The sequence below is a fragment of the Micromonospora sp. Llam0 genome (genome assembly GCF_003751085.1).
GTDB lineage: Bacteria > Actinomycetota > Actinomycetes > Mycobacteriales > Micromonosporaceae > Micromonospora_E.
On the sequence record NZ_RJJY01000001.1, the window covers coordinates 5,772,710 to 5,795,307 of the forward strand.

A 22,598-nucleotide genomic window follows, 5' to 3' on the forward strand; every position below is an offset into this window, starting at 1 on the left:
CATCACCGGTCGGACTGCCTACGCCCGACAGGGCGTCCCAACGCCGCGAGGTGGTTCGACGCCGTCCACACCAGCCACGACGACTGCAAACGGGTCGCCCATCGAGGTGGCGTTCGCTGATCACCGAGCCTTGCTCCGCACATCGCCGCCGTCATCATTCCCGCATCGCTGTTGGACCCTTGGGCGAGCAGGGCGGCGGCGATCGCAGCGATCGGGTTGTCGTGGTGCGCGAGGAATGCCGCGACGGCGACACCCGTGACGGACAGCACCGGATCTCCATCCGCGAACTGCCTTGTCAGGTTGTCCACCAGGCCGTCGTTGGCCGCCTCGGCTGCCTCGGCCGCAGCACCCAACCCTTGCGCGCACGTCGGGTGACGGGCGTGCATCTGCAGCACCCGCACGAATTCGACAGGCCGAAGTCGCCCGACCGCCGACGAGCGCGCCGCCAACGCCACACCCACAGCCTGCACCACAGCAGCGGCGACCACCTCGTCGTTGTCGATCGCTGCCCTGGCGGCCCGGCGGGCCGAGTCAGCGACCGCTGTCAGACCGAGACCAGGAATCAGACCGATGGGCGCGATCCATGACGGCGGCGCGCCCGACGGGGCGATACGGTCGACCCGACTCGACGGCGTCGCCAGCTCCGGAACGGCCGACATCTCAGCGGAGAGCACCTGCTCGTCGACGGCGCCCTGCCGCTCGGCCAGGTGGCGGGTCAGCGCCAGCAACCGGACCGTCGCGATGCCGAACCGCATCGGCGGCCGGTACACCTCGCCGCGTCGGGGCGTCGCCGCCTGTGCGCCGCCGCCGAGCGCGTCGGCGCACGCCGCCATCAGCAAAGATCCGCGTACTTGGGCGGCCCAGTCGTCAGGTTTGATCGGATGGGACAGGGGCTTGCGGGGTCCGATATCCACTCGGCTAATCTACCCTCACGTTAGAGTATTCTGCACGTGCCGGGCTGGGGTGTCGCGGGAGCCGCCGACCTGCCAGCCGGGGCACCACGAGGGAGGATGAGGCATGCCGACCTACCGCCTCTGGCAGCAGGACGGTCAGGACCAGTTGGTCCAAGCGACGCGGGTTGTCAGCGACGGCACCTACGTCTACTTCGAGAAGCAGGTCGGGCAGCAGTGGCAAGACGTACTGACTGTGCCGACCGAGCAGGTGGAACGGGTACAGCGACGGGTCAACGAGCCGAGCGGGTGGCGCTGGATCCTCGCTAGGCCACTCAGGGTGAACCCCCCGCACCGCCATGGGTGACGTGGCCCCGAGCCACAGCCATTCATCGTCCCTGCCCACGCCAGCAAGACGGTGTCCGCGGACTTGCTACCTCACGAACGTCGGATCGACCGTCTGCTACGGCGAGCGACTGCCATTCCCGGCTGCCGCGACCAGTAGGCTCGGCGGTCAGCGCGGCGCTGGCTTCAACCGATACGTCGGCCGGCCGACACCGGCGCCGTCCTGCTGATCCCGCGCCGACCGGGCCGCAAAGCGGCAGCGTGACGCCGACTCAGGTCAACCCCCGGCTGCTGTAGATAGAGGTCGTTGCTGACCTGCCTGGTTCTCCCATGTGCTGCCAGCGTGTCGCTATGGCCCGTGCTACGGCATGGGAGACCGGGCGCTTCGCTGCCAGCGAGGTCCTCACCGACCTGATGGTGCCACACATCGCCCGTTGGCTCAGATGGCGACGACGACCGGGATGATCATCGGCCTGCGGCGGCGGCGGTTGAACCACCGGCCGGCGGTGCGGCGCAACCGTTGTTCCAGGTCGTGGGTGTCGGTCACCTTCTCCTCTGCGGCGAGTGCGACGGCGGTCACGACGAGTCCGCTCAGTTCGTCGAACGGCTCCAGGGCGCGGACAGAGCCACGGGCGTGGATCTCGGGGTTGCCGTTGAGCTGCCCGGTGGCGGCCTCCACGATGACCACGATCGACACGAAGCCTTCCTCGGCGAGGATCCGCCGGTCTTCGAGTGAGCCACCCAGGTCGCCGATGTGGCTGCCGTCGACATACACATTCCCGGCGGGGAGTCTCCCAGTGACGGAGGCGCGGCCGTCGCGCAGGTCGATGACAGTGCCGTTGTCCGCGAGCAGAATTCGGTCATAGTCCACGCCGGTCGAGGCAGCCAACTCCGCGTTGGCGGTGAGGTGACGGATCTCGCCGTGCACCGGCAGAACGTGGCGAGGCCGCAGGATGTTGTAGCAGTGCAGGAGTTCGCCCGCGCTGGCGTGGCCGGACACGTGGACGAGCGCGTTGCCGCTGTGCACCACCCGGGCTCCCCAGCGGGTGAGGCCGTTGATGACCCGGTTGACGGCGTTTTCGTTGCCCGGGATGAGGGAGCTGGCGAGCAGGACGGTGTCGCCCGCGCCGATGCGGATGGGATGGGTGCGGGCGGCCATCCGGGACAGCGCCGACATCGGTTCGCCCTGTGAGCCGGTACAGACCAGGACCACCTTGTCGGCGGGGTGGTCCCGGGCGTCGTTGGCGTCGATGATCAGGTCTGCGGGGGCGTCCAGGTAGCCGAGGTCGCGGGCGATGCCCATGTTGCGGATCATGGATCGGCCGACGAAGGCCACCTTCCGGCCGTGCCGTGCGGCGGCGGTCGCGATCTGCTGAATCCGGTGGACGTGGCTGGCGAAGCTGGCCACCACGATCCGTTGGCTGGCGGTGGCGAAGACCCGGTCGATGGCGGGGGTGATGTCGCGTTCGGCGGGGGTGAACCCGGCGTTCTCGGCGTTGGTGGAATCGATCAGGAGCAGGTCGACTCCCTCATGTCCAAGACGGGCGAAGCCCTGCAGGTCGGTCAGGCGGTGGTCGAGGGGCGACTGGTCCATCTTGAAGTCACCGGTGTGCAGGACCAGGCCCGCTCCGGTGCGTACGGCGACGGCGAGGCCGTCGGGGATCGAGTGGTTGACGGCGAGGAACTCGCAGTCGAACGGGCCGAGTGGGATCCGGTCGCCTTCGGCGACGCGGCGGGTCACCGGTTGGATCCGGTGCTCGGCCAGTTTTGCGGTCAACAAGGCAAGGGTCAGCCGGGATCCGACGATCGGGACGTCACCGCGATGGCGCAGCAGGTAGGGAACGGCACCGATGTGGTCCTCATGCCCGTGGGTGAGGACCACCGCGTCGATCCGGTCGAACCGCCCGGCGAGCATGGAAAAGTCGGGCAGGACCAGATCGATGCCATGTTGCTGATCGTCGGGAAACAGCACTCCGCAGTCGATGACGAGCAGGCGCCCGTCGTGTTCGAAGACGGTCATGTTGCGCCCGACCTCACCGAGGCCGCCGAGGGCCACGACCCGCAGCGCGCCATCGGGCAACACAGGTGGAGAAACCGCTGAGACGCCCTGGTCATCGGTCCTGCCGGCGCCAGCGACCGTGTTCAGCGGAAGATCGACCATCCGTTGCCTCCTGTGGTGTTGGCTGCCGCGAGCCACGCTCTACCAACGGAGCACTCTACCGTCGCGTAAGGGTAGGATCTCGGGTCGGTAGCGTCCCGCTCACCACTCGCCGCGACACAACAGGCAGGCGGCTTCCTCGGTGCCACACACCTGTCGTCGAGTGGCCACCCGCACCCTACCCTGACGTCAGGGTATCCTGTCCGCAGGCGGATCGTCGCCGCCGACCCCGGCTGGGCAGTCCCACCGACGCGCCTGCTGGCCCCGCCGATCCAGGCAACTGCCTGGCCACCCAGGCATCCTGGCGCGCCAAACTGGCCGCCAGGCACCCACACGGTCCCGGCTAGCCGGGCGTCAGAATGGAGCACCATGACCTTGACCGAAACCACATCGAACCAGCGTTCCCACCGCCCGGTCACCCGGGTGGAGATCGCGGATTTCCTCGACACCGCGTTCGACGCCGGGCCGGTCGGCGGCACCGACCTGGCCCGCGTCGCGCAGGCATCCGGCGCCCGCGCAGAGCTGGTCACCTTGCTCGCCGAACTGCCGGAGCAGAACCGGTACGCCCGACTGCGGCAGCTGTGGGAGGACCTGCCCGACGTCCCACTCGGCGCGTGAGCCCGAAGCGGTCATTCACCCCGTTTCGGTGTAGGACGTCGGAGTCGTTGCACCCGAGAAGCTGATCCGGAGATGGGTTTGACGGACGCACAGGCACGAGACGAAGAACACGAGCGCCAGCATCTGGCCGAGACGGTGCGCCTGCTCACAACGGAGCTGGAGCGATTCGCCACCAGCATCGGCAACTCCGCCAGCGCCATCCAGGCGCAGAAGGAGCAGATGTGGGCGGCCTGGCGGGACATGGACGGTGCGGAGAAGGCCAACGTCCGCGTCGAGGTGAACACATCGGTCGCCCTGGCCGAGCATGCGGTACGGGCGCGAAGGCGCATCCAGCGGCTACTGGCCTCCCCCTATTTCGGGCGGGTCGACTTCCACCCGAGGGGCGAGGCGAACGCCAGCGCCCATTACATCGGAGTGCACAATCTGACGGACCCGAGCACACAGGAGATCGTCGTCCACGACTGGCGCGCCCCCGTGTCCAGCCTCTACTACGATTTCGAGTCCGGCGACGCGCACTTCGACGCCCCCCAGGGGACCATCCACGGCGAGATCACCGGCAAGCGCCAGTACAAGATCCGGGACGGGCACCTCGAGTACATGTTCGAGAGCGCCCTGAACATCGGTGACGACGTCTTGCAGCGGGAGCTCAGTCAGTCCGCCGACGACAAGATGAAGAACATCGTTGCCACCATTCAGCGTGAGCAGAACGCGGTGATCCGCAACGAGACTGCCAAGGTGTTGATCCTGCAGGGCGTGGCCGGGTCCGGAAAGACGTCGATCGCCCTGCACCGGGTCGCTTTCCTACTCTACCGGTTCAAGGATACCCTCTCATCCGAGAACGTGATGATCCTCTCCCCCAACAAGGTCTTCGGCGACTACATCGCCAATGTGCTTCCCGAGTTGGGGGAAGAGCAGGTAGCCGAAATTGACTTCGGGACGATCGCCGACAAATTCCTCGCCAAGGTGACAGAATACGAGACGTTCAGCGATCAGGTGACCAACCTGCTCGAGCACGTCGACGACGCGGCCGCCGAGCGCATGCGCTACAAGGCGACGCCGGAGTTCGTCACCGATCTCGCGACGTGGATCGACGCGCGCGCCAAGGAGGATTTCACACCGAGCGAGATCGAGCAGCGCAACGAAAGACTCTCGACGAGCTGGGTCGCGGCCACCTTCGAGGATTCACCGACGCTTCCGCTCTTCACGCGGCTCGACCTGCTGACCAACAGCGCCATTCATCAGCTCAAGCGGAAGGCGCTGGACAGAAGCGGAAAGTGGACAGCCGCCGACACGGCCAGCGTCCGCAAGCAGGTCCGCGCCATGTTTCCCCACAAGGACGCACTGGCCCTCTACAAGGCGTTCTACTCCGACCCGGCGCGGCGCGAGTTCTTCAAGCCACTCGGCCGGAAAAAGATCGAGTACGCCGACGTTTTTCCGCTCATCTACACCATGATCAAGACATCTCGCCAGGAGAATTACGGGCGAATCCTGCATCTCGTGGTCGACGAGATGCAGGATTACACTCCTATTCAGTACGCCGTCCTCCGCGAGTTGTTCTCCTGCAGGATGACGATCCTGGGGGATTCCAACCAGTCGGTGAACCCGTTCAGCTCCTCGACGCCCTCGACAATTCACAGCATATTTCCGGAAGCCGACCTCTTGGAGCTACGCAAAAGCTACCGGTCCACGACCGAGATCACGGACTTCGCCCAGCACATCTCCCGAAACGACAAGATCGTCCCTATCGAACGCCACGGGCTTCCACCCCAGATCATCAACTGCGTGGACAACGATGACGAAGTCTCACGGATACTGACCCTCGTCGAGCAGCACCGACGCAGCACGCACCGGTCCCTCGGCATCATCTGCAAGACCATGAACCAGGCGAGGGCCCTCCGCCGCACCCTGTCGGAAGCCGGCGTCGATCTGACATTCCTCGACTACGACAGCACGGAGTTCGCTGCCGGTAAGGTCATCACCACAGCACACATCTCGAAAGGGCTGGAGTTCGACTGCGTCATCGTCCCCGACGTCGACGACGGGAACTACGCCAACGACATGGACAGGAGCATGCTCTACATCGCCTGCACCAGAGCCATGCACGAACTCCACCTGACCCACCACGGGCCCGTCTCACGCTTCCTGCGATTCGCCGACGAGCCTTCGAACACCGGCGGACAGCCGCGCCGGTCCCGCAGAGATCCGTAACCGCGCGAGTGACGCCCAGGCAGGCTGATCCGGGCGGAAACGGCGATGTCGTAACCACGAGGCGGCGCCATGGAGATTTGGGAAGCCGTGCTGCTCGGGGCGATCGAGGGGTTCACCGAGTTCCTCCCCGTGTCGAGCACCGGCCATCTCACCATCGTCGAGAAGGCACTGGGGTACACGACCGACGATCCGGACATCACCGCCTTCACGGCGATCATCCAGAGTGGTGCCGTGGCGGCGACGATCGTCTACCTCCGGCGGGACCTGTGGCGGGTCAGCACCGCGTGGCTCCTGGGGCTAATCTCCCGTGAGCACCGCCGCCGCCCCAACTACCGCTTCGGCTGGGCGGTGCTGCTTGGCTCGATCCCGATCGGGCTGGTGGGTCTGTTGTTCAAGGATCAGATCGAGACGACGCTGCGGAGCTTGTGGTACGTCGGAGCCGCGCTGGTGGCATGGAGCGGGGTGATGTGGTTCGCCGACCGCCGCGCGACCCAGTCGCGCGGACAAGCCGAGGTGACCTGGCGGGACACGCTGATCATCGGTCTCGCCCAGTGCCTGGCGCTGATTCCCGGTGTGTCGCGGTCCGGGGCGACGATGTCCGCCGGACTCCTGCGGGACCTGGACCGGGTAACCGTCACCCGCATGTCGTTCTTCCTGTCCATTCCGGCGCTGTCAGCCGCCGGAGTACTGCAAGTGGTCGACAAACACCAACAGATCACGGACGGGGTGGGTTGGCCCGCGACCCTGGTAGCGACGGCGGTCAGCTTCGTGGTGGGGTACCTGGCCGTGGCGTGGCTCCTGCGCTACGTCGCGCGCCACAGCTTCGCTGTCTTCATCATCTACCGGGTGGTACTCGGTACCGTGCTGCTGGCGCTGCTCGCCACCGGCACCGTGAGCGCCACCTGAGCCGTCGACGGCTCGATCCGGCTGCTGGCGGTGACCGACGGGTTCCGGCCGGCGGGGATAGCTAGGTTATGCCCCGCATCGTGGCTCTGGTGACGATCCCCGGGCCGGCGAGGGTAGGACAGCTCGACAGCCCGGGAACCAGCGCGCCGGTCGCAATGGCGTACGCGCCAGCCTACCTTCACGTTCAGGTAGAGTCTGGTCCGGGTGGCCGATTACCGATCCGGCATCGGCACGGCGGGCGACAGGCGGGGGTCACGGTGCTGGCGAGGCGTTACGCGGTCGTGCTGGCCGACCGCACTCTCCTGCTGATCTGCGCCGACCGGCACCGCCGGTTCGACGACTACGACGTATTCGAGGTCCACGACCAGGTGCGGGGCATTGTCGAGGGCTCACCCTGGCGGCAGGTCCTGGCCCTGCCACGTCAGGACGTACGACGGGTCGAACGCATCCTGGTAGCGATGTCGAGCGTCGCACCTGACGAGCGTCATCATGGTTGACGTTCGGCACCCGGCGGGCGGCCCATGCCGCGGTACTGCCAACCGGCGCTGGTCCACAACGTCGAGTCCAGGCAGTTGCGGCCGTCGATGACCCGGCGGCCGGCGACCAGCTCACCCAACGCCACCGGGTCGGCGTTACGGAAATCAGCCCACTCCGTCAGCACACACACCAGGTCGGCGTCGCGCACCGCGTCGACGATCGACGGCACATAGTCCAGATCCGGCTGGGCGCGGCGGGCGTTGTCCGTACCCTCCGGGTCGAAAACCCGCACCTGCGCGCCGGTCTTGGCCAGCATCGCCGCCACCGCCAACGACGGCGCGTCCCGTACGTCGTCGGAGTTCGGCTTGAACGTGGCACCGAGCACCGCCACCGTGGTGCCGGACAGGTCCGGTCCGGCCGGCCCGGCCCGGCGGCCCAGCAGCTCGGCCGCCAGCTGCACCACCCGGGTCCGCCGCCGCTGGTTGATCAGATCGACCTCGTGCAGGAACCGCAACGCCTCACCGGCGCCCAACTCCTGCGCCCTCGCCTGGAACGCCCGGATGTCCTTCGGCAGGCAACCCCCGCCGAACCCGACGCCGGCCTGCAGGAACCGGTTGCCGATCCGCGGGTCGTACCCGATCGCCCGCGCCAACTGGGTGACGTCACCACCGGCGACCTCACACACCTCGGCCATCGCGTTGATGAACGAGATCTTCGTGGCCAGGAACGCGTTCGCGGCGACCTTCACCAACTCTGCGGTGGCGAAGTCGGTCACCACCAACGGCACCTCCCGGTCCTCGGTAGCGGCCAGGTCGAACACCCCCTTGTGCGCCGCGAACAGCATCCCGTTGGCCCACTCGCTGCGTACCCCGACGACGATCCGGTTCGGCCGCAGCACGTCCTCGACGGCGAAGCCCTCCTGCAGGAACTCCGGACTCCACACCACCTCGACCCCGAGATCGTCCGGCGCGTGCTTGCTGACCAACTGCTCGATCCACTCCGCGGTGCCGACCGGCACCGTCGACTTGCCCACGATCAACGCCTTGCGGGACAGATGCTGCGCCAGGCTGGTCACCGCCGCCTCGACGTACGACAGGTCCGCGCCCATCCCGTCGGCCCGCTGCGGAGTACCGACGCAGATGAAATGCACATCACCGAACCCGGCGGTCTCCGCCATGTCGGTGGTGAACCGCAACCGCCCGGCCGCCAGACTCCGCTTGAGCAACTCGTCCAGACCCGGCTCGTGGAACGGCACCTCACCAGCGGACAACTTCGCGATCTTGTCAGCGTCGACGTCGAAGCCGATCACCTCGTACCCCAACTCGGCGAAACAGATGGCGTACGTCGCACCCAGATAGCCGGTACCAAGGAAGGTCAGCCGCGGGCGGGAGGCGCCAGACGGCGGGGGCACCGCGGCGATGGCAGGCACGGGGTGGTCGATACTGAGGGGAACAGTCACGAAGGGATCCGCCATTCGGGGTAGGGCGGCCGGCGACGCCGTGCGATGAACGCGGGCGTGGTGCGGTGGCTGCGATCGCGTCCTCCGGCCGGCAGGGCGTACGTCAGTCACATCGATGTCGGTTCGCGGTCGGGAGGATCGAGAACAGCGAGTTCGGCCTCCGGTACCACCCAGATCTCCTGCCAGCGGCGAGAGCAGGGCAGGCTGTCGTCGTAACGGCGTATCTCGAACACGACCGATCCGTCGACGTAGCGGTGCCGATCGGCCGTGACCGTCCGTGTCATGCCGTTCGTCAATGTCACGACGTACCGTCGCACGCCACTCCTTCACGGGTTCCTGGACCTGAGGCCGTCGGGCGCGGCGTCGCGCCGCTGGCGGGAGGCACCGTCACCGTTCGCCGGGCCCAGGTGCAGCGCGGCTCAGCGTCGCGAGCCGGTTGGCCGCCGTCCAGATCAGCCAGGACGACTGCAGCCGGGAACCCCACCGGGCAGGAGTACGGCGCTCGCCGAGGCTGGCGCCGCACATCGCGGCGGCCATCACCGCGGCCACGTCACCGGTGGCCGGGGCGAGCAGGGCGGCGGCGATCGCCGCGACCGGGTCGTCGTGATGTGTCAGGAAGACGGCGACCGCGATCCCGGTCGCGGTCAGTGCGGGATCGGCGTCGCTGAACTGCTCCGAGAGAGCGTCGACCAGCGGATCATGGCGTGCCGCCCGGGCCGCCATCCGGACGATCTCGGCACAGCCGGGATGACCGGCATGCTGCCGCAGCGTCTGGACGAACGCGGCTGGTCGCAGCCGAACCATGGCCGGCGACCGCGCGGCCAGCGCCACGGCGACCGCCTGCACGGCGGCGGCCGCCACCAACGCGCCGTCGTCGGTCGCGGCGGCCGCAGCGCGGCGGGCCAGGTCGGCGACGGCGGAGTGCCCCAGGTCGGGAAGGAGCCCGATCGGTGCGATCCACGCGGGCGGTGCCGCCGCAGTCACGAGGTCGTCTCGCCGGTCCGGCGATGGTACGGCGAGCTCAGGCACCACCGACACGTCGGCCGGGAAGGTAGGCTCGTCGACGGTGCCACGGTGTCCGACAAGGTGGTGGGTCAGGGCAAGGGAACGCGCCGTGGTGATCCCGAATCGCATCGGCGGCCGGTAAGGTTCGTCCGGCCGCGCCGGACGGGTCGCGCCGCTAGCACCAAGCGCGTCCGCGCACGCCGCCATCAGCAGGCTGCCACGGACCCGCCGGGCCCAGTCGTCGGGGTCGGTCTGGTAAGGGCTGGGGCCGCCGGAGCTGATATCCACTCGAAGAATCTACCCTCACGTCAGTGTTGGTCAGTGCGGGTACTCGGCCGGCGGCCACCGGACCGGTCGGAGTCGACCGCCGCCAGCGCGCTCGACACCTGCCACAGCCTTCGGGTGTCCGCCAACCGCAATCCCCACAGCACCGGCAGGCCCTGCTCCCCGCATCGGGCACCGCACATCGCCGCCGCCATGGCCGCGATCGTGTCGGTGTCCCCGCCGACCTGGATGGCCGATCGGACGACGTCGTGCGGCCGCTGCGGGTCGGCCAGGAACACGGCCAGCGCCGCCGGCACGGACTCGACGGCCGCGACCCCGTTGCCGACCGCCTCGGCGATCTGCCCTGGCGTCGCCCGCCGCCGGGCCAGTACCCGCACGATGGACAACGCGGACCGGAACTGCGGTGTCCGCAGCCGCGTGGCGACCGCGGCGAGGAACAGGTCGGTATCGATCGGCGTGTCCTGGCGCGATCTGGCCGCAACCGCGACCGCCACCGCCTGCGCGACGGCACCGTCCTGGGCCAACGGATGAGCGTGCGTGATCTGGGCGGACCGCCGGGCTCGACGCGCCACCTCGGCCAGTGGCAGACCCGGCAGCAGCCCGACCGGGGCCACCCGCATCGCTGCACCGTTACCGTAGGAGCCGGTGCCGCCGAAAGCCTCCTGAGACGTCGCCACCCAGGACTCGCCGGCGACGATACGGGCAAACTGCGCGGCCACCCCGGCGCCATACCCGAGATCGGGACCGGCGGCCCACTCGGCCGCGAACGCCGAAGCCAACTCGTCCTGGTCGACGTCCCCACCACGGCGCACCAGGTGTTCGGCCAGCGCCAGGGTCAACGCGGTGTCGTCGGTCCACCGCAGCGGGGGCGGCGTCTCCAGCAGATGATCCACTGCGGCCACGTCCACCGCGGCCAGGCCCTCGAACGGAGCGCCCAACGCGTCGGCGCAGGCGGCGAGAAGGACCGCGCCCCGGACCCGCAGCAACCAAGGGTCCGGCCCGACGGCGGACGGATCCGCCCCACCGGTCGGTGTCACTCGCGACACCGACCTCTCCTTCCGATACGCCACCACACCATCCTACCCTCACGCAAAGGTAGAGTCTGCCCGGCGGTGGGCCACGTGGGCGCGGCCCGCGACATGTTAACCGCGCCACTGGGTCTCATGCCGAAAACTACCCACGCGTTAGGTTCGGGAAGCTGACCGCAGAGCCCGACCGCTGGCGACCGGTATCGCACGTTGGCCTCGGAGCCGCAGGGCCGGACACCCCGACATCCGGTGTTCCCGACCGAGGAATGGACCCGTGACCAGCAACCGCACCACCCCTGCGCCGACGTCGACCACCGCGCCGCCGGTGCGCTTCCACGGCTGGCGCATCGTCGGGTACGCCAGCGTCGCGCTCGCGATGACCGCCCCCGGCCAGACCCTCGCCGTGTCGGCGTTCATCGACCCGATGATCGCCGACCTGGGAATGACCCGGTCCACCGTCTCCACGGCCTACCTGGTCGGCACCCTCGCCGGTGCCGCCGCACTGCCCGGCATCGGCATCCTGATCGACCGCTACGGCGTCCGCCGCTGCATGGCGGTCATCGGCGCGGTGTTCGGCACCGTACTCATCGCTCTCTCACTCGTCACCGGGATCGTCGGCCTGACCGCCGGATTCGTCGGCATCCGCCTCGCCGGCCAAGGCGCCCTCGGCATCGCCGCCACCACCGTCACCGCGCACTGGTTCCTACGCCGACGCGGCACCGCCCTCGCCATCGTCTCCGCCGTCGGCACCACCGGTATCTCCCTGGCACCGCTCCTCCTCGAACGCCTCATCGCACTCCAGGGCTGGCGCACCGCGTGGCTGATCGAAGGGCTGGTGGTCTGGGCCGTCGTCATCCCCATCGCCCTGCTCGGCATCCGCGACCGGCCCGCCGACGTTGGCCAGTTCGTCGACGGCCAGCCACCCACCAGGGCCGGCGGGGACAGCGGACCGGTCGGCGTTACCCGGGCCAGGGCGCTGCGGACGCCGTACTTCTGGATCCTCGCCGCAGCGGTCGCCACCGCCGGCATGCTCACCACCGCCGTCGGCTTCCACCAGATCAGCCTGCTCACCGAACGAGGACTGAGCACCACCGCCGCAGCCGCGAACTTCCTGCCGCAGACCGTCGCCGGACTCGCCGCCACCCTGCTGGTCGGCCCGCTCGTCGACGGCCGGCACCCGCGCGCCCTGCTCGCGATCGCGATGGCCGGCCTCGGCACGGCGCTGACCTGGGCGACGCTGGTCACGCCAGGCTGGTCCGCGATCGGCTTCGGCGTCACCATCGGGGCCGCCTCCGCCGCCATCCGTACGGTGGAGACCGCGCTCACGCCCCGGCTGTTCGGCACCAGCCACCTCGGCGCCATCCGGGGCGCGCTCACCGCGATCAACGTCGGCTCCACCGCCTTCGGTCCGCTGCTGTTCGCCCTCGTCCACGACGCCACCGGCAGCTACCAGGCCGCCCTGCTCGGCTGCGCCGCCCTACCGGTGGCGGTCGGGCTCACCGCCCTGACCACCCCACTACCCACACCCCCCGCCAACGGCGACGCACCCACACCGACCCACACCGACCCACACCAACAGCGACCAAAGCGACGAATGACACCGGCGGGAGCCTCTCCCGGCAGCCGTAGCCACGAGATTTCGACTCCTCCCGACGGACTCCGGTCACCAACCAAGGCTGCACATGCCGGAAAACCGTGGATAAGAAACCACGAATCGGTACGGTCCTCGTATGGCCGGTGCCGCTGAGCCGCACGGCAAGGCTCCCCGCCTAGCCAGACCACTGACTGCTGCCCGCAGCAGGACCACCGCCGAGATACGACAACGAGGCGCCCGCGTCCACGCCAACCTGCTCCTCGCCCTCCAAGCGGGCCTCGCCGCAGCCCTGGCCTAGCCCGAGTCGGTACACAAGGATCGACGGTCAGCTCTCTGTCGCCCACCGGTCCGCCCAGAGCCGGTCGGCCAGCCCCACCGCCATGAGACCGAGCCCCAGCCCCAGCCACAACGACGCGGTGGCGCCGTTACCGCCCAGCCAGTTGTTCCCACTCCCCCAGACCGGAACCTGGACGACCGCAGCGGCCACAAAGACCGCCCCGGTGGCCGCCGCGGCCAACCGGCGACGGGTCAGGCCAGCGACGATCGCAACCAGGCCTAGGCCGATCGCCGCCGCAAGGCTCAACGACCAGGGACGCAGCTCGATCACCGCGTATCTACCGTGGGCCTGGGCGAGCCCGACGCTGAGCAGGGACACCGCTCCCAGCGCCACGGCGGCACGGTCCACGCCCGCACCACCGCCGCCGGCCACCCGCCCGCTCATGACGCACGCCCCAAGAGGCGGGCCCACCGACCGGGCGATGTGACCCACCGGGGCCGCAGCACGCCGTCGACCCCGGCGAACCGGCCAGCCGCAGCGGCGAACAGGGTCGCGTGAACCAGGATCATGAGCAGGTACGACCATACCCACTCGTGCGGCGCGTTCAGCGCCGACAACATGATCGCGATTGTCTGCGCGATGCCGACCAGCGCCCAGAACCGGGTGGCCAGCCCGATCAGCAGGAAAGCGCCGAGCGATGCCTCGGTCACCAGTACCAACCAGCCGAACGGCGCGAAGTTGGGCAGCACCACATGCTCCACCAGCCACGAGTACGGCGGAAACACAGGGAACTCGACCGCGTAGGAGGTCCACAGGTACAGGCCAGTGGGTGAGTCTCCCTCGCCAAAGTGTGGCGGCCGCTTCCACCCGGCGTTCTGGATCCACAGCAGTCCAACCGCGATGCGCACCACCGCTATCACACCTCGACTCAGCCGAGACGCCGCCAACGGACTGGGCGGCTCGCCCGTCTGGGGCAGCGGCGTTCCGGCTGCTGCATCGGCAACCATGATGACCCCTCCACAATCTGATCGTTGTCTGTCCGCTCAGCAAACACCGTTACGAGCTGGTGTAACAGCGCGAAATGCTTACAGACTGCTGACCATCGCGGTCATGACGCCCGCAGCGCGCGGCGAAGGCGACGCCCGAAGAGTTCGCTGGCGACGCTCAGGGCGAACGAGACGATGAGCAGCGTCGTGACCGCAGGAAAGCGGAACGCCGCGAGGTTCTCGGCGAGCAGGCGTCCGAGACCGGCGGCGCCGACGACGCCGACGACGGCGGTTTCCCGGATACAGACTTCAAATCGATAGAGGGTGTACGTGGCCAGGTGGTGTGCTGACGGCGGGACGACGGCCGCTACCGAGGCGAGCCATCCTGGCGTCCCGATGGCGCGCAGGGCGTGGCTGGGGCGGGTGTCCACGCTTTCCCACGCCTCAGCGACCAGTCGTCCCAGGATGCCGCCGGTATAGAGGCCCAGGGCCAGCGCGCCGGGTAGCACACCGGGGAAGAACACGAGCAGCGCTATCACGGCCCACACCGTCGGCGGTACGGAACGCAGGACCAGCAGCAGCGCGCGGGCGGCCCACCAGAGCGCGCCGCGCAGGAGCCGGCGGACGGGCCGGGCGTGCTCGTCCATGGCGGCGTGCCGGGCGCGCATTGCCCACGGGCCGGCCGCCATCGTGATGACCACGGCCACGGCCATCGCCAGTATGGCCATCGCCACGGTGTCCGGTACGGCGTCGCCCAGCGCCGGCCACCCGCCGGGCGGGAGCGCCGGGGGCCACATGTCGTCCAGCAGCCGGCCGGTCAGTTCCCGGGTGCGCGGTGAGGTCAGACCCGACAGCGACACCTCTGAGGCCAGCCAGGCGACGATCAACCCCGGGACCACCACGGCGGCGGACCACCGGGCCCATCGGGACCGGGCAGGTCGGGCGGAGCCGCGCCGTCCGCTTCCCAGGCCTGCGGACCAGTCGGAGCAGGTGACCACGGCCCGATCGCGGCGCAGCCGGGTGCTCCACAGGTCCGCGGCCGCCGACAGCAGCAGGACGACCCCGACGAGGGTCCACACCTCGTCCCAGTTGCGCGACTGGAGGCTGACCACCAGCTCCTGGCCGAGCCCGCCGACCCCGACCACGCCGAGGATCACCGCCGAACGGATGGCGCACTCGAAACGGTAGAAGGAATAGGACAGCAGCAGCGGTGCCGCTGCCGGAAACAGACCGTACGCCAGGGCCGGCGCCGGCCGGGCTCCCGCGTTGCGCAGGGCGAGCAGCGGACCGGACGGCACGCCGTCAAAGGTTTCCGCGAAGACCTTCGCGGTCTGGGCGCCGAACGGAATGGCGATCGCCAAGACAGCGGCCAGCGGGTCGAGGCCGAGCACGCTGACGAGCAGCAACGCCCAGACCAGTTCGTGGACGGAGCGGGCCGCTACGAGCACTCCCCGTACCAGTAGGCGCAACAACCGCGCTGCAGGCGGGGGACGCCCGTTCCACGCGGCGTCGCTGAGCACGAGCCCGCCGGGCAGGCCGATCACCAGCGCCCCGGCGGTACCGAGCGCCGCGAAGATCAGGGTCACCACGGCGGCGTCGAGCACCACGGCGAGGAAGTCCACAGACAACTGCGGGTGCAGCGCTGCGGCGAGCAGGTCCCCGACGAGGGAAAGCCCGCCCCGGTTCACCACCTCGGTGCCGGCGGGCACCGCCTGCCGCCAAGACCAGACGAGCGGTACCACCACCAGCAGCAGTCCCGCCAGCCGCCGGGTGGCGACCGTCCGGCCGGTCACCCGGCGTGCTGGCGCAGCAGCGGTCCGGACAGGCTCGCGGATGGCATCGACCTGGAGCGTCACGTCAGCGTGTAAAGGTCGTCGAGGACGCGGTCGTCGAGGCGGTCGGTGGGCAGGTCGAAGACCAGCCGACCGCCGCGCAGCCCGACCGCCCGGGTGCAGTGTCGTCGGGCCAGCTCGGGCTGGTGCAGGCTGACCACGAGTGTGACCGGCCGGTCCGGGGCGCACAGCAGCCCCAGGATCCCAGCGGCCAGGGTGGGGTCCAGGCTCGAGACCGGTTCGTCGGCGACCACGAGCTCAGGCTCCTGCAGCAGCAGCCGGGCTACGGCGACGCGCTGTCGTTCACCGCCCGAGAGCCGTTCGGTGCGTTCGTGGACCGCCCACGAGAGCCCAACCCGGTCCAGTGCCTGCAGGGCTGCTGCGTCGGCGCGCGGCCAGGCCAGCGCGGCCAACGCGCGCAGGCTGCTCCATCGGCCGAGCCGTCCTCCGTTCACGTTGTGCAACACCCTGACCTGATCCACCAGATCCAGGCGTTGGGAGACCGTGCCGATGCGCCGCTGGACCGAGCGCAGCCGCGCCGGCGGCACGCCGGCCAGCCGCGTGTCCAGCACCTCGACCTCACCGGACGTGGCGGGAATTGATCCGTTGAGCAACGACAGGAGGGTGCTCTTGCCGGCACCGCTGGCACCGAGGATCGCCAGCCGCTCGCCTGCGCGGACCGTCAGGTCGATATCGGCTACCGCGTCGTGCGAGGCGAACCGCCGACCTGCCCCACGGAGGACGACGACAGGAGGCGGCATGGTCATGCCAACAGCCCCAGCTCGCGGGCGACGGACTCGATCTGGTCGTAGTTCGCGTCTGTCGTCGCGACGAAGGACTCGGCGCCGAAGAGACGTAGGATGTCCGCGTCCTCCGGCTCGGACACGTCAAGGCCCAGGAGCATGTCGGTGATCGACTGTGTCGTACCCGTACCGAACTGGGCGTCGAGGTCGGGACGCGCCAGCCAGTGGTAGTCGGCGTATCCGGGCGTGCGCCACAGCACCACGACGTCGCCGAGGTCGACCTCTCCCGCCTCGTTCGTGGCCTTCCAAACCTGCTCATTGACCGTGCCCACTTCGAAGCTGCCGGAGGCGACGGCCTCAATCGTGGCGTCGTGGGAGCCGGAGAACCCTGGCTTGCCCTTGAGCTCGGCCTGGTCGAGGCCACCCTCCCGCATGAAATGCTGCGGCATCAGCCGACCCGAGGTGGAGGTCTCGCTGCCGAAGGTCAGGGTGTGACCGGCGAGGGCACGCAGCCCCGCGACATCCTCGAACGGCGCCAGACCCGACGCCGTGGTCGCGATGAACAGACTGTGGAAGTCCTGGTCGATGTCGCGCTGGGCGATGGCGGTCGCCCCGTCGACCCGGTTGCGGGCCTGCACCCCGGTCAGGCCGCCCATCCAGGCGAGGTGGATGTCACCAACCTCGAAGGCCCGCACGACCGCGGTGTAGTCGGTGACCGGACGGTATACCACCGTGTGCCCCGTGGCGCTCGCGAACCGTTCCGCGAGCGACGGGTACAGGCGGTTCAGCAGCTCGGGATCCTGATCGGGGATCGCGGAGATGTTCAAGGGACCTGCGGCAGCCTCACCACCTGGCTGCTCGCCGCCCCCGTCGCCGCAGGCGGCGAGCAGGAGTAGACCAGCGGACCCGACGAACAGGCTACGGCGATCGACGGCGGGCATGGGGCCTCCCAAGGGAGATCGTTGGTGGGAATCGGATCGTGTGGCCGCGCGTCGCGGCGGCGGTCGCGTGGGCGCGGCCTCAGGCGCAGCGGAACACTTCACGACCCGATCGGGCCGCCGCGTCCTGCACAGCCAACGTGTCGCGCACCACGCCGAAGACCTCCGTGAGCGGCAGGGGCGCGTCCGCGATGCGCATGTGGGAATTGGTCACCGCCACCGGATGCCACCAGGCGCCGTCAGCGGTAATCGTGGGCTCGGGCTCCAGGGTGTCGATCGACACATGAACCCCGGTGTCGGCAAAGCCTTCCCGGGCGACCGGTCGGATCAGGCGGTCGTCCCGTGCGATGCCTTCTGCATCCAGCCTGCGGTGCAGGGCCGCCACGCCTGCGGCATCCTCCTCGTACAGCGTCGCCGCAACCCGGACCCGGAAACCGAGCGTGCTGGCGAGCCCGATTCCGTCCAGCGCCCGCGCCCAGGACCCTGCAGCACGCTGGCGGTCGTGCAGATCCGGCGTTGCCGAGTCGAGACTGACCTGCATCGTCACGGACCGGTCCAGCGACTCCAGCAGCTCACGTCGCCGACCACGGCCGAAGATCATGGCGTTGGTCAGGATGGTGCGCTCCAACCCCGCTGCGGCGTCCACGAGCTCGCCCAGCTCTGGGTGCATGAACGGCTCCCCGCCGGTCAGGAGCAGCTCACGGCCGCCCAGCGAGCGAAACTCGGCAAAGACGTCTCGGGCCACGTCGGGCTCCAGTCGCCGGGCCGCAGCGCGTGGAGATGACTCGGCACAGCAGTACGCGCAGGCCAGATTGCAGTCGAAGTTCGTATATGCCCAGAGCCGCCGTCCCACCGGCGTACGCTCTCCCTGGCTGAACGTCGTCGCCGACGCGGCGGCCGATCCGGCCTTGCGCACCGCGAACCACCACGGCCCGTCCGGCGTCTCACTCACCTGCGCGTCGACGTCGTGGCCCACCAACTCGGCCCAGACCGGCAGATCGACGACCACGCTGGGTTCCGCACTGCGTACACCTAGTAGTTGCCCTGGCTCCAGACGGCGCATCGCCCGCGTGATGAGCAGCAACAGGCCGCTGCCGCAGTCCATGTCGCCGCCGTCCACGATGGTGGCGACAGCTCCGGCCGGAGTCGATGACCTCGAAGAGGGGTCGGCGTGAGGCATTCCCTCACCCTAGACAGGCGGAACGCGAACAGATCTTACGATTCTGTGAGCTTGTGGTTGGGCCGCAACCACCCCTGGACTAGCGTGTCTTGCATGTCAGAACCAGCCCGACCCGCCGACCCGAACTCCCGCAGGGACTACTGGGAGGGTGTACACGAGTCCAAGGACGTCGACGCCGTGTCCTGGTGGCAATCAGTGCCCGAGTTGTCGCTCGGACTCGTGGACACCGCCGGGGTCGGCCACGACGATCCGATCATCGACGTCGGCGCCGGATGGTCCACCCTTGTCGACTACCTCGTCGATCGTCAGTACCGCGACCTCACGGCCATCGACCTGTCCGCGACCGCACTCAACACGGTCCGTGACCGCCTTGGTTCCGCCGGCGACCACGTCGTCCTCCAGGTCGCCGACGTCCTCGACCTGCACCCGAACCGGACCTACGCGCTCTGGCACGACCGGGCCGTCTTCCACTTCCTCATCGAACCCGAGGAACGCGCCGACTACCTCAGCTCCCTCGAACGCTGCCTAGACCCCGGTGGCCGGGTAATCGTGGCCACCTTCGGGCCGGACGGACCCAAAACCTGCAGCGGACTACCGATTGTGCGCTACACGCACCAGGAACTCGCCGCCCAGTTCCCGACCTACGAGCTGCTAGCAACCAGCGGAGAGGACCACGTGACGCCCTGGGGCAGCATCCAGCAGTTCACCGCAGTTCTGCTGTGCCGCCCGCAGTGAGACCCTTGTCGCGCCTGCGTACGTGAAAGGGGGCGGCAAGCGTCAACAGGGCTCCCCTTCGCGGTGAGCTTGCGCTTCAGACGCGCCGTTCGTGCCTCATCGGTGGCCAGCGGCCCGCGCGTTCACCTTCGTCATGACGCGGTCGAGCGCGTCCAACTCTTCGGGCTCAATGAGGTCGAAGAAGTGCCGCCGCACGGTGGCGACGTGGTTGGGGACGGCGGCCGCCATGACCCGCTCGCCGCGTTCGGTGAGGGCCACGACCTGGCCGCGCCCGTCCGAGGCGGCCTCGCGCCGCTCCACCAGTCCCCGGGTGGACATCCGGGTGACATGTTTGGATAGCCGCGCCTTGTCCCAACCAATGGCCTCGGCAAGGTCTCGCGCCCGCATCCGGCCGGCTGGGGCCTGCGAGAGTCGGGCGAGGACTTCGAAGTCGCTGACCGAGAGCCCGTCTCGTGCGAGACCGTACGCCAGGGCGGCCTCCAGGTCGCGGCGCATCGTCACGAAGGCTTCCCAGGTCCTCCGCTCCCGTTCGTCGAGTACGGATGGCTTCTCCACGTGTCTACCCTAACAAGCAGGTTGCCATGGCAACCAGTTTGCGATGTACTGGTTGCCATGGCAACCAAAGTGGGTCGCTAATCCGAAAGGACCCCGATGAACATCGCACTGTGGGCCGTCGCCGGCCTCCTCTCCTTCCTCTTCGCGGCCGCCGGTCTGGTAAAGCTCGCCCGCCCCAAGCCCGCGCTCGGCACCCAGAACGGCATGGGATGGGTCAAGGACCACCATGCGGCGACCGTCAAGGCCATCGGCGCCTTCGAGGTCGCAGCCGCGACCGGACTCGTGCTCCCAGCCCTGCTCGGCATCGCCCCCGTCCTGACCGCCTGGGCCGCAGCCGGACTCGCACTCCTGATGGCGGGTGCGATCGCAGTCCACCTGCGTCGCGGCGAGACCCGCTTCATCGTCGTCAACGCCGTCCTACTCTGCCTGGCCGCGTTCGTCGCCTGGGGGCGCTTTGGCCCCCACTCCTTCTGACCGATACCTGAGGAGACCAACATGACCTCGATCATCGTCGTCGGCGCCGGACCCACCGGACTGCTCCTGGCAGGCGACCTCGCCGAGGCCGGGCTCGACGTCACCATCCTCGAACGGCGGCCGCGCGGATTGTCGAACCTCTCGCGCGCCTTCGGCGTTCACGCGCGCACCATGGAGATGCTCGACATGCGCGATCTGGCCGAACGCCTGCTCTCCAAGGATTCCTACAAGATGGACAGGATCGCCGCGTTCGGCAACGCCGCGCTCGACTTGTCCGGGCTGCCCACCGCCTACCCTTACCTTCTGTTGTGCTCCCAGACCAACGTGGAGCGGGTTCTGCTTGAGCGGCTTGAGGAACTCGGCGTGGAGCTACGCCATGACACCAAGGTCACCGGGCTCGACCAGGACGCCGAAGGTGTGTCGGTGACCGCCGCCGGACCCAGCGGCGAGATCGTCCAGCTCCGTGCCGACTATGTCGTCGGCTGCGACGGCGTCCACTCCACCGTCCGCGGCCTGCTCGGCGTTCCCTTTCCCGGCGGTCCGGTCCTGAAGTCGATCATGCTCGCTGACGTGGAGCTGGCCGACCCGCCCGCTAAGCCCACCGTGCATACCAACCGCGACGGCTTCGCGTTCATCGCCCCATTCGGCGACGGCTACTGGCGCATCACCGCCTGGAACCGCCACGACCAGGTTGACGACCGCGCCCCGCTGAGCCTGGACCAGATCGCGGCCGCCACCCGACAGGCGCTTGGCACCGCCTATGAGATGCACTCGCCGCGCTGGATCTCCCGCTTCCACTCCGACGAGCGGCAGGTCCCGGACTATCGGATCGGCCACGTCTTCCTCGCTGGCGACGCCGCCCACTGCCACACCCCCGCCGGGGGGCAGGGCATGAACACCGGGCTCCAGGACGCGGCCAACCTCTCGTGGCGGCTCGCGTCCGTCGCCCGCGGCGCCGACCCCGGTCTGCTCGACGGCTATCACGCCGAGCGCCACCCGGTCGGCACCGACGTCGTGCGGTCCAGCGGCCGCATGGCAAGGATCGCCACCGTCCGCTCACGCCTAGCCGTGGCGCTGCGCGGCGTCGTCGCCCCGCTCGTGCTCGGCTCGGGCGCCATAGCCCGGAGGGCCACCTTGCAGATCTCGGGCCTCGGCATCGACTATGGTCGCCGCCCTGGTGAACCGGCGATCGTCGGCAGACGGGTCCCAGATCGGGTCCTCGGCGACGGCACCCGCCTCTACGAACGCCTGCGCGGCGGCAGGTTCGTCCTGCTCGGCGGCCCCGAACTTCCCGCTTGGAGCGACAAAGTCGTGTTCCTTCCGCACCCGGAGGCGAGGCCGGAGGCCGTCCTCGTCCGCCCCGACGGCCACGCAGCCTGGGCCGGGCAGCCCAAACCCGACACGCTGGTGTCGGTCCTGCGCGCCTGGCGTGGAGAGGCGGCCTCGCTGTTCTGAACGGCGGGCAGGGTCTAGTCTGCCGTGTCTGAAGTCTTTTTGCGGTTGGCTTTGGTGAGGATCTGGTCGGCGGTTTTGGTCCAGGCGAAGGGTTTGCATCGCTGGTCATAGCCGTCGATGAACCACGGATCGCGGCGGTCAGGTCGGGCACGGAGGTGAAGGTGCCACGGCGGATGGCCTGGCGGGTGATGATCTCGAAGAAGATCTCGTCGGGTAGCCCCGGCGCGTTGCTGCGCCGGGGCCCCCTCACTGGACGTTTGCTTCATCTTTGCGCCAGTAGCGGCCGATTCACGTACCGACCCCAGCAGGGCAAGATGCCCGATCCGATCCAGAAAGGGACCATACCGGCAGCCGCAGGCCCGCCCGGCCTCGACGCATTTCACCCCGGGATCGTGTCTGATTCACATTGATCCCTACATCGACGGACATCGCGTCCGCCGAGCCGCCGTG

At 69.0% G+C, this 22,598-nt stretch carries 22 protein-coding genes and 1 pseudogene; 9 read left to right on the forward strand and 14 right to left on the reverse strand.

What is annotated here, in order from left to right; translation table 11 throughout:
* Nucleotides 1-2 precede the first annotated feature (2 nt).
* The gene (locus EDC02_RS25200; RefSeq protein WP_148083614.1) at nt 3-914 is read right to left on the reverse strand and encodes an ADP-ribosylglycohydrolase family protein; all 912 of its coding nucleotides are present in this window, start codon (nt 912-914) and stop codon (nt 3-5) included.
* A gap of 103 nt (nt 915-1,017) precedes the next feature.
* Here EDC02_RS25200 and EDC02_RS25205 point away from each other — a divergent pair, with 103 nt between their 5' ends.
* On the forward strand, nt 1,018-1,257 hold the full coding sequence (locus EDC02_RS25205) for a hypothetical protein (RefSeq protein ID WP_123604080.1): 240 nt from the start codon (nt 1,018-1,020) through the stop codon (nt 1,255-1,257).
* 417 nt (nt 1,258-1,674) lie between these two features.
* Here the strand turns inward: EDC02_RS25205 and EDC02_RS25210 are convergent, their stop codons facing one another.
* Nucleotides 1,675-3,396: a ribonuclease J gene (locus tag EDC02_RS25210; protein ID WP_123604081.1), complete on the reverse strand. Its 1,722-nt coding sequence runs from the start codon at nt 3,394-3,396 to the stop codon at nt 1,675-1,677.
* Nucleotides 3,397-3,762: 366 nt separating this feature from the next.
* Here EDC02_RS25210 and EDC02_RS25215 point away from each other — a divergent pair, with 366 nt between their 5' ends.
* From EDC02_RS25215 to EDC02_RS25230, 4 genes are all read left to right on the forward strand, one after another.
* Nucleotides 3,763-4,011: a hypothetical protein gene (locus EDC02_RS25215; RefSeq protein ID WP_123604082.1), complete on the forward strand. Its 249-nt coding sequence runs from the start codon at nt 3,763-3,765 to the stop codon at nt 4,009-4,011.
* A 72-nt stretch (nt 4,012-4,083) separates the two neighbouring features.
* Nucleotides 4,084-6,219: a 3'-5' exonuclease gene (locus EDC02_RS25220; RefSeq protein ID WP_123604083.1), complete on the forward strand. Its 2,136-nt coding sequence runs from the start codon at nt 4,084-4,086 to the stop codon at nt 6,217-6,219.
* 69 nt (nt 6,220-6,288) lie between these two features.
* Nucleotides 6,289-7,125 carry an undecaprenyl-diphosphate phosphatase gene (locus EDC02_RS25225; protein WP_123604084.1) on the forward strand — a complete coding sequence of 279 codons (837 nt, stop codon included), beginning with the start codon at nt 6,289-6,291 and terminating at the stop codon, nt 7,123-7,125.
* A 257-nt stretch (nt 7,126-7,382) separates the two neighbouring features.
* Nucleotides 7,383-7,622: a hypothetical protein gene (locus EDC02_RS25230; RefSeq protein ID WP_123604085.1), complete on the forward strand. Its 240-nt coding sequence runs from the start codon at nt 7,383-7,385 to the stop codon at nt 7,620-7,622.
* Here EDC02_RS25230 and EDC02_RS25235 read toward each other — a convergent pair.
* The 4 genes from EDC02_RS25235 to EDC02_RS25245 form a co-directional block, all read right to left on the reverse strand.
* Nucleotides 7,613-8,980, reverse strand: a complete 1,368-nt coding sequence (locus tag EDC02_RS25235; RefSeq protein ID WP_233606449.1) for a UDP-glucose/GDP-mannose dehydrogenase family protein — start codon at nt 8,978-8,980, stop codon at nt 7,613-7,615. The genes EDC02_RS25230 and EDC02_RS25235 overlap by 10 nt on opposite strands.
* A gap of 188 nt (nt 8,981-9,168) precedes the next feature.
* A complete protein-coding gene (locus tag EDC02_RS39750; RefSeq protein WP_148083615.1) occupies nt 9,169-9,378 on the reverse strand; it encodes a hypothetical protein in 210 nt (69 codons plus the stop codon).
* A gap of 70 nt (nt 9,379-9,448) precedes the next feature.
* The gene (locus EDC02_RS25240; RefSeq protein ID WP_123604087.1) at nt 9,449-10,354 is read right to left on the reverse strand and encodes an ADP-ribosylglycohydrolase family protein; all 906 of its coding nucleotides are present in this window, start codon (nt 10,352-10,354) and stop codon (nt 9,449-9,451) included.
* 20 nt (nt 10,355-10,374) lie between these two features.
* Entirely contained in the window at nt 10,375-11,397 is a 1,023-nt protein-coding gene (locus tag EDC02_RS25245; RefSeq protein ID WP_158632295.1) for an ADP-ribosylglycohydrolase family protein, read from the reverse strand.
* A gap of 256 nt (nt 11,398-11,653) precedes the next feature.
* Here EDC02_RS25245 and EDC02_RS25250 point away from each other — a divergent pair, with 256 nt between their 5' ends.
* Nucleotides 11,654-13,126 carry an MFS transporter gene (locus EDC02_RS25250; RefSeq protein WP_199757758.1) on the forward strand — a complete coding sequence of 491 codons (1,473 nt, stop codon included), beginning with the start codon at nt 11,654-11,656 and terminating at the stop codon, nt 13,124-13,126.
* Between the two features lie 172 nt (nt 13,127-13,298).
* Here the strand turns inward: EDC02_RS25250 and EDC02_RS25255 are convergent, their stop codons facing one another.
* From EDC02_RS25255 to EDC02_RS25280, 6 genes are all read right to left on the reverse strand, one after another.
* Complete coding sequence (locus EDC02_RS25255) at nt 13,299-13,694, reverse strand: hypothetical protein (RefSeq protein ID WP_123604089.1); 396 nt, start codon at nt 13,692-13,694, stop codon at nt 13,299-13,301.
* On the reverse strand, nt 13,691-14,158 hold the full coding sequence (locus EDC02_RS25260) for a TQO small subunit DoxD (protein ID WP_199757759.1): 468 nt from the start codon (nt 14,156-14,158) through the stop codon (nt 13,691-13,693). The genes EDC02_RS25255 and EDC02_RS25260 overlap by 4 nt, the downstream gene beginning before the upstream one ends.
* Nucleotides 14,159-14,358: 200 nt before the next feature.
* Nucleotides 14,359-16,029, reverse strand: a complete 1,671-nt coding sequence (locus EDC02_RS25265; RefSeq protein WP_158632296.1) for an ABC transporter permease — start codon at nt 16,027-16,029, stop codon at nt 14,359-14,361.
* 59 nt (nt 16,030-16,088) lie between these two features.
* Nucleotides 16,089-16,835, reverse strand: a complete 747-nt coding sequence (locus EDC02_RS25270; protein WP_199757760.1) for a phosphonate ABC transporter ATP-binding protein — start codon at nt 16,833-16,835, stop codon at nt 16,089-16,091.
* Nucleotides 16,832-17,752 (reverse strand): putative selenate ABC transporter substrate-binding protein, encoded by a 921-nt coding sequence (locus tag EDC02_RS25275; protein WP_123604092.1) that lies wholly within the window; start codon nt 17,750-17,752, stop codon nt 16,832-16,834. Before EDC02_RS25275 ends, EDC02_RS25270 begins: the two co-directional genes overlap by 4 nt.
* Before the next feature lie 79 nt (nt 17,753-17,831).
* Complete coding sequence (locus tag EDC02_RS25280; protein ID WP_158632297.1) at nt 17,832-18,869, reverse strand: radical SAM protein; 1,038 nt, start codon at nt 18,867-18,869, stop codon at nt 17,832-17,834.
* A gap of 153 nt (nt 18,870-19,022) precedes the next feature.
* Between EDC02_RS25280 and EDC02_RS25285 the strand changes: the two genes are divergently transcribed.
* Nucleotides 19,023-19,664 (forward strand): trans-aconitate 2-methyltransferase, encoded by a 642-nt coding sequence (locus EDC02_RS25285; protein ID WP_123604094.1) that lies wholly within the window; start codon nt 19,023-19,025, stop codon nt 19,662-19,664.
* Nucleotides 19,665-19,760: 96 nt separating this feature from the next.
* Here the strand turns inward: EDC02_RS25285 and EDC02_RS25290 are convergent, their stop codons facing one another.
* Complete coding sequence (locus tag EDC02_RS25290; protein ID WP_123604095.1) at nt 19,761-20,219, reverse strand: MarR family winged helix-turn-helix transcriptional regulator; 459 nt, start codon at nt 20,217-20,219, stop codon at nt 19,761-19,763.
* A gap of 96 nt (nt 20,220-20,315) precedes the next feature.
* Here EDC02_RS25290 and EDC02_RS25295 point away from each other — a divergent pair, with 96 nt between their 5' ends.
* Both EDC02_RS25295 and EDC02_RS25300 read left to right on the forward strand, forming a co-directional pair.
* A complete protein-coding gene (locus EDC02_RS25295; protein WP_123604096.1) occupies nt 20,316-20,693 on the forward strand; it encodes a DoxX family protein in 378 nt (125 codons plus the stop codon).
* Nucleotides 20,694-20,714: 21 nt separating this feature from the next.
* Entirely contained in the window at nt 20,715-22,148 is a 1,434-nt protein-coding gene (locus EDC02_RS25300) for an FAD-dependent oxidoreductase (protein WP_123604097.1), read from the forward strand.
* A gap of 14 nt (nt 22,149-22,162) precedes the next feature.
* Here the strand turns inward: EDC02_RS25300 and EDC02_RS41890 are convergent.
* Nucleotides 22,163-22,356, reverse strand: a pseudogene (locus EDC02_RS41890) (IS630 family transposase); the annotation flags it as partial.
* Between the last annotated feature and the right edge of the window lie 242 nt (nt 22,357-22,598).